A 9,443-nucleotide genomic window follows, 5' to 3' on the forward strand; every position below is an offset into this window, starting at 1 on the left:
TTATAGTTGGGAGAATTGCTGATATTTGGCAGACCGGAGTTCTTGAAGGCGTCATTGTGATTCCTCAGTTTGTGCTTGAGGAGCTGCAGCATATCGCCGACTCTTCAGACGTCCTCAAACGAAACAGAGGACGGAGAGGACTGGATATTTTAAATCGGATCCAGAAAGAGCTCGATATCAAAGTTGAAATTTATGAAGGCGATTTTGAAGATATTCAAGAGGTCGACAGCAAGCTTGTCAAACTGGCGAAATTGACCTCAGGCGTTGTCGTTACCAACGATTTCAATTTGAACAAAGTATGCGAGCTCCAAAAGGTTGCCGTATTGAACATCAACGACCTTGCCAACGCCGTCAAACCTGTCGTGCTTCCGGGAGAAGAAATGAAGGTGCAGGTCATCAAAGACGGGAAAGAACATAATCAGGGCGTGGCTTATCTGGACGACGGCACGATGATTGTCGTGGAAGAAGGGCGGAATTATATCGGCAAACATATCGACGTGCTCGTGACCAGCGTGCTGCAGACAGCGGCAGGCAGAATGATATTCGCCAAGCCAAAACTGCTGGAAAAGGCGCTTTGAAAAAGGGAGAAATAAAATGAATTACGAAGTCGTCATTCCTGCCGCCGGACAAGGTAAACGAATGAATGCCGGGAAAAACAAACTGTTTATCGAGGCGAAAGGAATTCCTGTGATTATTCATACATTAAAGGTGTTTGAAAACCATGATGCCTGCAAAAGGATCATTCTTGTCATCAATGAACAGGAATTCGGTGAATTCAGCACCCTTTTAAAAACCTATCATTTTACAACTCCGATCGAGATGGTTCCGGGCGGAAGAGAACGCCAGCAAAGCGTATTTGCGGGTATTAAAGCGGCCGGCAAAGAGGAAACGGTCCTCGTCCATGACGGAGCAAGACCCTTTATTAAACGGGAATATATCGAACAGCTTGTCGAGAAAGCGAAGGAAACAGGGGCTGCTATCGTTGCCGTACCTGTTAAAGACACGATCAAACGCGTTCAAGACGGTGAAGTAGCCGGAACGATTGAACGTTCAAGCTTGTGGGCCGCTCAAACCCCACAAGCTTTTCGTCTTTCTATTCTGATGAATGCTCACCTTGAGGCTGAAACAAAAGGTTTCCTCGGTACGGACGACGCCAGTCTGGTCGAGGAAGCCGGAGGTACGGTTGCAATCATTCAAGGGGATTATCAAAACATCAAACTGACGACCCCGGATGACTTGCTTGTCGCAGAAGCGATATTAGAAGCGGAAAAGAGGAATGAACATGTTTAGAATAGGCCAAGGATTTGACGTCCATCAACTAGTGGAAGGCAGGCCGCTCATTATCGGGGGAATTACGATTCCTTACGAAAAAGGCCTGCTCGGACATTCGGATGCCGATGTGCTTTTGCACACGATTGCGGATGCGTGTCTCGGCGCCGTCGGCGAGGGCGATATCGGAAAACACTTTCCGGATACCGACCCTGAGTTCAAAGATGCCGACTCCTTCAAACTCCTTCGTCACGTCTGGATGATTGTGAAGGAAAAAGGCTATACGCTCGGGAACCTGGATTGTACAATCATCGCCCAAAAGCCTAAAATGGCGCCGTATATCGAAGACATGAGAGCCAGAATTGCCGAAGGGCTTGAGGCGGAAATGTCCCAAATTAACGTAAAAGCGACCACAACCGAAAAGCTCGGATTTACGGGAAGAGCCGAAGGAATCGCCGCTCAGGCTTCCGTTCTGCTCCAAAAGGTATAATTCATTTTGAAGACAGGTTCATTTGATGATAGAATAGGAAATAAATTTGAACTCTGTTAGAGACGAAAGGAAGTTAGACAGATGGGAAACGAAGTTCGGGTTCGTTATGCGCCGAGCCCAACAGGCCATTTACATATCGGAAATGCCAGAACCGCTCTCTTTAATTATTTGTTTGCCCGGAGCCAAGGCGGAAAATTCATCATCCGCATTGAAGATACGGACCGGAAGCGTAACATTGAAGGCGGAGAGCAAAGCCAGCTGAACTATTTAAAATGGCTGGGCATCGACTGGGATGAAAGCGTGGATGTCGGCGGAGAATACGGACCATACCGCCAATCCGAAAGAAACGACATTTACAAAACATATCACGAGGAGCTTCTTGAAAAAGGGCTTGCCTACAAATGTTACTGCACGGAAGAAGAGCTTGAGAAAGAGCGCGAGGAACAGGCTGCCCGCGGAGAAATGCCGCGCTACTCAGGCAAGTGCCGCAATTTAACTAAAGAAGAGCAGGAAAAGCTCGAAGCTGAAGGAAGACAGCCGAGCATCCGCTTTAAAGTCCCTCAAGGAGAAGTCATCAGCTTCAATGACATCGTCAAAGGAGAAATTTCTTTTGAAACAGACGGCATCGGCGACTTCGTTATCGTGAAGAAAGACGGAACGCCTACTTACAACTTTGCCGTAGCTGTCGATGACTATTTAATGAAAATGACGCATGTCCTGCGCGGCGAAGACCACATTTCCAATACGCCGAAGCAGATCATGATTTACAACGCCCTTGGCTGGGACATCCCGGCATTTGGACATATGACATTAATCGTCAATGAAAACCGTAAAAAACTGAGCAAACGGGATGAGTCCATCATTCAATTTATCGAACAGTACGAAGAGCTCGGCTATTTGCCGGAAGCATTGTTTAACTTCATCACTCTTCTCGGCTGGTCGCCGGTCGGAGAAGAAGAGCTGTTTACAAAAGAACAGTTTATTGAGATATTTGATGTACACCGTTTGTCAAAATCACCAGCGGTATTTGATACGCATAAACTGAAATGGGTCAACAACCAGTATGTGAAAAAACTTGATCTTGATCAGGTGATCGAATTGACCGTTCCGCATTTGCAAAAAGCGGGCAAGGTTTCAGAAGAGCTAACAGGCAGCGAACAGGAATGGGTTCGCAAGCTGATTTCTCTATATCAGGAACAGTTGAGCTACGGCGCTGAAATCGTCGAGTTAACAGAGTTGTTCTTTAAAGACGATATCCAGTATAATCGTGAAGCAAGAACAGTTTTAGAAGAAGAGCAGGTTCCGGAAGTGCTTCGCGTATTTGCCGAAAAGCTTGAGCAGCTTGACTCGTTTACGGCAGATGAGATCAAGGCATCCATCAAAGCCGTTCAAAAAGAAACAGGACATAAAGGGAAAAAGCTGTTTATGCCGATCCGCGTAGCGACGACAGGCCAGACCCACGGTCCTGAACTGCCTCAGTCCATTGAATTATTGGGGAAAGACACCGTTTTAAAACGGCTGAATAACATTATTCAATAAGATAAATCGTTGACAGGGATAAGTATAAAGCCAGGGCCTTTAAAGAGAGAGTCTTCATCGGCTGGAAAAGACTTAAGCGCTGGGCTTTAGAAATGCACCTCTTGAGACCTTTGAAGAACGTTTTTACACAAGTATTCAAAGGCGGTATCCGCCGTTATGGATGAGAGTTGAGAAAACAGCTGTGCTGTTTTCTAAACAGAGTGGAACCGCGCGTCAAAAAGCGTCTCTGTCATTAGACAGAGGCGTTTTTTTATATGGTTTGACAATAGATAGAGACAAAGGAAGCGGGGAACGGGGGGAATCATGTGTTCTTTAAAATGCTGAAAGAAGATGTAGACGTCGTATTTGATCAAGATCCAGCTGCGAGAAGCTACATTGAAGTCATCTTAACTTATTCAGGTTTGCATGCTATATGGGCGCATCGAATTGCACATGCTTTATATAAAAGAAAAAGGTTTTTCATCGCCAGAACGATCTCTCAAATCGCCCGCTTCTTTACAGGCATCGAAATTCACCCGGGTGCCAAGATCGGCAGGAGGTTTTTCATCGATCACGGCATGGGGGTTGTGATCGGCGAAACCTGTGAGATCGGAAACAATGTCACGGTTTTTCAGGGCGTAACGCTAGGAGGAACTGGAAAAGAAAAAGGCAAAAGGCATCCGACAATCGAGGATCATGCCCTGATCTCAACAGGGGCAAAAGTGCTTGGATCCATTACAATCGGAAGAGGGGCGAAAATCGGCGCCGGCTCCGTCGTCCTGCATGATGTGCCTGAATGCTCCACCGTTGTCGGCATCCCGGGCCGCGTCGTCGTACAAAACGGAAAGAAAATCAGACGCGACTTGAACCACCAGGACTTGCCGGATCCGGTGGCTGACCGCTTCAGAGAATTGGAAAACGAAATCAGGCAGCTGAAACAAGAGCTCCGGAGAAAAGAAAGGGAAGATGAGCTGTGACACTAACACTGTATAATACTCTCACACGAAAAAAAGAGCCGTTTGTGCCTCTTGAAGAAGGCAAGGTCAAAATGTATGTGTGCGGTCCGACCGTATATAACTACATTCACATCGGAAACGCGAGGCCGGCGATCGTCTATGACACGGTCAGAAAGTATTTGGAGTATAAAGGCTATGACGTCCAATACGTCTCCAATTTTACAGATGTCGATGACAAATTAATTAAAGCGGCAAATGAGCTTGGAGAGGAAGTGCCGGTCATCGCCGAACGCTTTATTAAGGCGTACTTCGAAGATGTCGGTTCACTGGGCTGCACAAAAGCGGATTGCCATCCGCGCGTCACTGAAAACATGGATGAAATCATCGATTTTATTCGAACGCTGATCGATAAGGGCTATGCTTATGAGGCAGACGGGGATGTTTATTATAAAACAAGATCGTTTGAAGGTTATGGAAAGCTGTCGCATCAATCAGTCGATGAGCTGAGATCAGGCGCCCGGATTCAAGTGGGCGAGAAAAAAGAAGATGCGCTCGATTTCGCATTATGGAAAGCGGCGAAAGATAACGAAATCTCCTGGGATAGCCCTTGGGGAAAAGGCCGTCCCGGCTGGCATATCGAGTGCTCTGCGATGGCGAAAAAATATTTGGGCGATTCGATCGACATTCACGCCGGCGGCCAGGATTTGACCTTCCCGCATCACGAAAACGAAATTGCCCAATCGGAAGCATTGACAGGGAAGCCTTTCGCGAAGTATTGGCTTCATAACGGCTACATTAATATCGATAATGAGAAAATGTCAAAATCGCTCGGTAACTTTGTGCTTGTGCATGACATTATTAAAGAGCATGATCCCCAAGTGCTGCGGTTTTTCATGCTGTCTGTTCATTACAGACATCCGATCAACTATTCGGTCGAACTTCTTGAGAACACAAAAAATGCTTTTGGTCGTCTAAAAACAGCTTATAGCAATTTGCAGTATCGCCTGAAAAGCAGTACAAATTTAACAGAGGGCGATTCAGAATGGCTTGGAAAAATTGAAGAGCAGCGAAAAGCCTTTGAAACGGCAATGGATGATGATTTTAATACAGCGAATGCAATTTCCGTCCTGTTTGATCTGGCCAAACACGCCAACTACTATCTGCAGGAAAAGAATACTTCAGAACATGTCATTCAGGCATTTCTACAGCTGTTTGACGAGATCTGCTCAGTTCTCGGCTTCTCCCTCAAGGAACAGGAACTTTTGGATAAGGACATTGAAGAACTGATCGAGAAGCGGAATGAAGCCCGCAGAAACCGTGACTTCGCAACATCTGACCAGATTCGCGACCAGCTGAAAAGCATGAACATTATCCTGGAGGACACTCCACAGGGTACACGCTGGAAAAGAGGAGAATCGTAAACATGAATTTGGAAACCATTAAAGACGCCAAACAGCTGAATGGTTTGGCGCTTGCTTACATGGGTGATGCCGTATTAGAGGTATACGTCAGGCATCACCTCTTAAAGCAAGGCAGGACAAGGCCCAATGATCTGCACAGGCAGTCGAGGCGCTATGTCTCTGCCAAGTCGCAGGCAAGCATGCTGTTTGCGCTAGAGGAGCAGGAATTTTTCACCGAGGAAGAACAGGCTGTGCTGAGAAGAGGACGGAATGCCAAATCCGGAACGGTACCGAAAAATACGGATGTTCAAACATATCGTTACAGTACGGCTTTTGAGGCGGTCATCGGGTATCTTTTTCTTGAGAACAGGGAAGATAGGCTTAATGAACTCATCAAAGCAGCACTGGAAAAACGGGATGGCAGGGAGGAAGTCAAATGAGTGAGCAGCATGATTACGTCATAGGAAAAAACGCGGTCATCGAAACATTAAAGTCAGGCCGGGAATTGTATAAGCTGTGGATGGCGGAAAACACAGTGAAGGGACAGGCTCAGCAAGTCGTTGAACTTGCCGCCAAAAAAGGCATCACGATTCATTATGTCCCAAGAAAAAAACTCGATCAAATGGTTTCCGGACAGCATCAAGGCGTCGTCGCTCAGGTCGCGGCTTACGAGTATGCCGAACTGGATGATCTTTTTCAAAAGGCCGAAGACAGAAATGAACAGCCGTTTATCCTCGTTTTAGACGAGATTGAGGATCCGCACAATCTGGGCTCTATTATGCGCACCGCAGACGCGGTAGGGGCTCATGGTATCATCATCCCGAAGAGGCGCGCGGTCGGCCTTACGACGACTGTCGCCAAAGCCTCGACAGGAGCCATCGAACATATTCCGGTCGTCAAAGTGACCAACCTGTCGCGAACCCTGGAAGAAATGAAGCAACGGGGCATTTGGGTAGTCGGTACCGATGCGTCTGGAAAACAGGACTACAGGTCGCTCGACGGNNNNGGAAATATGCCGCTTGCGCTTGTCATCGGCAGTGAAGGAAAAGGCATGGGAAGGCTTGTAAAAGAGAAATGTGATTTTCTCATCCGCCTGCCGATGGCGGGAAAAGTTACGTCCCTGAACGCCTCAGTCGCAGCCGGCCTCCTGATGTATGAAGTGTACCGGAAACGAAGCCCTCTGGGAGAATAGACGGAATGGACATCCTGTTGGTCGACGGTTATAACATGATTGGGGCATGGCCTCAGTTGAAAGATTTAAAAGAAAACAGTTTTGAAGAAGCAAGGGATCTGTTGATACAGAAGATGGCGGAATATCAATCGTATACTGGGTTCCGGGTAATCGTTGTCTTTGATGCGCATCTCGTTAAAGGAATCGAGAAAAAGAAGGTCAATCATCGCGTAGAAGTGATATTCACAAGGGAAAATGAAACGGCTGATGAACGGATCGAGAAACTGGTGTCAGACTTGAATAATATTCAGACGCAACTTCATGTTGCCACATCTGACTACACAGAGCAATGGGCGATTTTCGGCCAAGGGGCACTGCGCAAATCAGCCAGGGAGCTGCTCAGGGAAGTCGAAGCGATCGAAAGGCAAATCGAAAAAAGTGTGAAACAAATCACCTCAGAACGTCCCGCGGGGAAAATTCCATTGTCAGAAGACGTCTTGAAGATCTTCGAAAAATGGCGGCGTGGCGACTTGGATTAGGTTGACGCTTTTTTGTCCATTACTGTATAATATTTCTATCTACGTGCGGTCGGGGGGATCGGAGTGAACTTACAAAACAACCAGGGAAAATTCAGCAAAGAACAGTTCAGCAAAGAACGTTTTTGCCAGTTGGAAGACGAGCAGGTCATTGAAATGGTTCATGTCGGAGACAGTGATGCGTTAGATTACTTGATTACAAAGTACCGTAATTTTGTAAGGGCAAAAGCAAGATCCTACTTCTTAATCGGGGCTGATCGGGAAGATATCGTTCAGGAAGGCATGATTGGACTCTACAAATCTATCCGTGATTTTAAAGAGGACAAGCTGACTTCATTCAAAGCTTTTGCAGAATTATGCATTACCCGCCAAATTATTACCGCTATCAAAACAGCTACTCGCCAGAAACATATTCCGCTCAATTCTTATGTGTCGCTGGACAAGCCCATTTATGACGAGGAATCAGACCGGACGCTTCTCGACGTGATTTCCGGAGCCAAGGTCATGAATCCTGAAGAGCTGATCATCAATCAGGAAGAATTCGATGATATCGAGCTGAAAATGGGAGAATTGCTTAGTGATTTAGAAAGAAAAGTTCTTGCGCTCTATCTCGACGGAAGATCCTATCAGGAAATATCCGAAGAACTAAACCGCCATGTAAAATCGATCGATAATGCGCTCCAGCGTGTCAAAAGAAAGCTTGAAAAGTACCTGGAGCTCCGCGAAATCAGCTTGTAGCCAATGCTTATGGCATATTGACAGTCATTTTATGACTGTGATATGTTACTTAGGAAAATGATCGTCCAGAAAAAGGTGTAAACATGAAGAAAAAAGTAACGTTAGCCTGCAAAAATTGCGGAAGTCGTAATTATACGACAATGAAAAGCTCCGCAGCTTTGGCTGAACGGCTCGAAGTAAAGAAATACTGCAATAACTGCAATTCACATACAGTACATCTGGAAACAAAATAGGCGTTTTTGTTTTTAGGTTGTGGAGGTTTCTTACCATGGGTATTATCAAATTTTTAAAGAATGTCGGAAAAGAAATGAAAAAGGTCACCTGGCCTAAAGGAAAAGAACTAACGCGCTATACGATCACTGTTATCACCACCGTTATCTTTTTCGCTATCTTTTTTGCACTCATCGATTCGGGTATTACGCAATTAATTCGTTTAATAGTTGAATAATGATCAGCATAACGTGTTATAATAGATCTAAATATGACTTGCCAAAAAACCCGTTTAACGGGTTTTTTCATTGTTTCAAAATATGAGGCTCGTATAAAAGAAAGTGTCAGTTTCCCGGTACGGCCAAAAACTTTTAAGGTGTGGGGAGGGAAGGACTGAAAGGGTCCTGAATGAGAATGGAAAAGAAATGGTATGTGGTTCATACGTACTCCGGCTATGAAAATAAAGTAAAGGCGAATTTGGAAAAACGGGTGGAATCGATGGGGATGCAGGATAAGATATTCCGCGTCGTTGTACCTGAAGAGGAAGAAACCGATATTAAAAACGGCAAGAAAAAAGTCGTTAAAAAGAAAGTATTCCCTGGGTATGTACTTGTCGAACTAGTCATGACGGATGATTCCTGGTATGTTGTTCGAAATACGCCTGGCGTGACCGGGTTTGTCGGTTCAGCCGGATCAGGTTCAAAGCCGACTGCGCTGCTTCCGGGCGAAGCGGAAAAAATTCTGAAGCGGATGGGGCTTGAAGAAAGAAAAACAGAAATCGACTTTGAATTAAAAGAAACCGTCAAGGTGATCGACGGCCCGTTTGCTGATTTCACAGGGACGATCGAAGAGATCGACCACGACAAAAATAAAGTCAAAGTATTCGTTAATATGTTCGGAAGAGAGACCCCGGTTGAGCTCGAATTTACTCAAGTTGACAAATTGTAATGGAAAAGCGCTTGAAATCACTATATAAAAGTGATAATATACAAAGGTGCGTCTTGGCAAAAAGGTCAAGGCAGCTAGCTTGATATTTTCATCATTCATATAAAGAATGAGACCTTGAGTGGGAGGGTTCACCCTATTACCACATCACGGACTTAAGGAGGTGTGTCTCGTGGCTAAAAAAGTAGTTAAAGTTGTAAAATTGCAAAT

The 9,443-nt window shown here is 45.6% G+C and carries 12 protein-coding genes, 1 pseudogene and 1 other annotated feature (1 of these 14 only partly in view); all 13 genes and pseudogenes read left to right on the forward strand.

Features of this window, described 5'->3' with window-relative positions:
• Window positions 1-578, forward strand: a pseudogene (locus C1T29_RS00850) (PIN/TRAM domain-containing protein) (it extends 513 nt beyond the left edge of the window).
• A gap of 16 nt (window positions 579-594) precedes the next feature.
• The gene (gene ispD, locus C1T29_RS00855; protein WP_020449841.1) at window positions 595-1,290 is read left to right on the forward strand and encodes a 2-C-methyl-D-erythritol 4-phosphate cytidylyltransferase; all 696 of its coding nucleotides are present in this window, start codon (window positions 595-597) and stop codon (window positions 1,288-1,290) included.
• Window positions 1,283-1,759 carry a 2-C-methyl-D-erythritol 2,4-cyclodiphosphate synthase gene (gene ispF, locus C1T29_RS00860; RefSeq protein ID WP_020449842.1) on the forward strand — a complete coding sequence of 159 codons (477 nt, stop codon included), beginning with the start codon at window positions 1,283-1,285 and terminating at the stop codon, window positions 1,757-1,759. The genes ispD and ispF overlap by 8 nt, the downstream gene beginning before the upstream one ends.
• A gap of 81 nt (window positions 1,760-1,840) precedes the next feature.
• Complete coding sequence (gltX, locus tag C1T29_RS00865) at window positions 1,841-3,298, forward strand: glutamate--tRNA ligase (protein ID WP_103750568.1); 1,458 nt, start codon at window positions 1,841-1,843, stop codon at window positions 3,296-3,298.
• Window positions 3,299-3,529: a binding site (T-box leader), on the forward strand.
• A gap of 74 nt (window positions 3,530-3,603) precedes the next feature.
• Complete coding sequence (cysE, locus tag C1T29_RS00870; RefSeq protein ID WP_020449844.1) at window positions 3,604-4,254, forward strand: serine O-acetyltransferase; 651 nt, start codon at window positions 3,604-3,606, stop codon at window positions 4,252-4,254.
• Window positions 4,251-5,654, forward strand: a complete 1,404-nt coding sequence (cysS, locus tag C1T29_RS00875) for a cysteine--tRNA ligase (RefSeq protein WP_035337469.1) — start codon at window positions 4,251-4,253, stop codon at window positions 5,652-5,654. Before cysE ends, cysS begins: the two co-directional genes overlap by 4 nt.
• 2 nt (window positions 5,655-5,656) lie before the next feature.
• A complete protein-coding gene (locus C1T29_RS00880) occupies window positions 5,657-6,073 on the forward strand; it encodes a Mini-ribonuclease 3 (protein ID WP_026578984.1) in 417 nt (138 codons plus the stop codon).
• On the forward strand, window positions 6,070-6,825 hold the full coding sequence (gene rlmB, locus C1T29_RS00885; protein WP_208945587.1) for a 23S rRNA (guanosine(2251)-2'-O)-methyltransferase RlmB: 756 nt from the start codon (window positions 6,070-6,072) through the stop codon (window positions 6,823-6,825). The genes C1T29_RS00880 and rlmB overlap by 4 nt, the downstream gene beginning before the upstream one ends.
• A 5-nt stretch (window positions 6,826-6,830) precedes the next feature.
• The gene (gene rae1 / locus C1T29_RS00890; RefSeq protein WP_208945588.1) at window positions 6,831-7,343 is read left to right on the forward strand and encodes a ribosome-dependent mRNA decay endonuclease Rae1/YacP; all 513 of its coding nucleotides are present in this window, start codon (window positions 6,831-6,833) and stop codon (window positions 7,341-7,343) included.
• 63 nt (window positions 7,344-7,406) lie between these two features.
• A complete protein-coding gene (gene sigH / locus C1T29_RS00895; RefSeq protein ID WP_103750569.1) occupies window positions 7,407-8,078 on the forward strand; it encodes an RNA polymerase sporulation sigma factor SigH in 672 nt (223 codons plus the stop codon).
• Between the two features lie 83 nt (window positions 8,079-8,161).
• The gene (gene rpmG / locus C1T29_RS00900) at window positions 8,162-8,311 is read left to right on the forward strand and encodes a 50S ribosomal protein L33 (RefSeq protein ID WP_020449849.1); all 150 of its coding nucleotides are present in this window, start codon (window positions 8,162-8,164) and stop codon (window positions 8,309-8,311) included.
• Between the two features lie 35 nt (window positions 8,312-8,346).
• Window positions 8,347-8,526 carry a preprotein translocase subunit SecE gene (secE, locus tag C1T29_RS00905; RefSeq protein ID WP_003178291.1) on the forward strand — a complete coding sequence of 60 codons (180 nt, stop codon included), beginning with the start codon at window positions 8,347-8,349 and terminating at the stop codon, window positions 8,524-8,526.
• Window positions 8,527-8,702: 176 nt separating this feature from the next.
• Window positions 8,703-9,236 (forward strand): transcription termination/antitermination protein NusG, encoded by a 534-nt coding sequence (gene nusG / locus C1T29_RS00910; protein ID WP_003178298.1) that lies wholly within the window; start codon window positions 8,703-8,705, stop codon window positions 9,234-9,236.
• The last annotated feature ends 207 nt before the right edge of the window (window positions 9,237-9,443 follow it).

The organism is Bacillus sp. MBGLi79 (genome assembly GCF_002953915.1).

Coding starts and splice junctions, on each gene's coding strand:
- ispD (WP_020449841.1), top strand. CDS start 595: ATGAATTACGAAGTCGTCATTCCTGCCGCCGGACAAGGTAAACGAATG.
- ispF (WP_020449842.1), top strand. CDS start 1,283: ATGTTTAGAATAGGCCAAGGATTTGACGTCCATCAACTAGTGGAAGGC.
- gltX (WP_103750568.1), top strand. CDS start 1,841: ATGGGAAACGAAGTTCGGGTTCGTTATGCGCCGAGCCCAACAGGCCAT.
- C1T29_RS00880 (WP_026578984.1), top strand. CDS start 5,657: ATGAATTTGGAAACCATTAAAGACGCCAAACAGCTGAATGGTTTGGCG.
- rae1 (WP_208945588.1), top strand. CDS start 6,831: ATGGACATCCTGTTGGTCGACGGTTATAACATGATTGGGGCATGGCCT.
- rpmG (WP_020449849.1), top strand. CDS start 8,162: ATGAAGAAAAAAGTAACGTTAGCCTGCAAAAATTGCGGAAGTCGTAAT.
- secE (WP_003178291.1), top strand. CDS start 8,347: ATGGGTATTATCAAATTTTTAAAGAATGTCGGAAAAGAAATGAAAAAG.
- nusG (WP_003178298.1), top strand. CDS start 8,703: ATGGAAAAGAAATGGTATGTGGTTCATACGTACTCCGGCTATGAAAAT.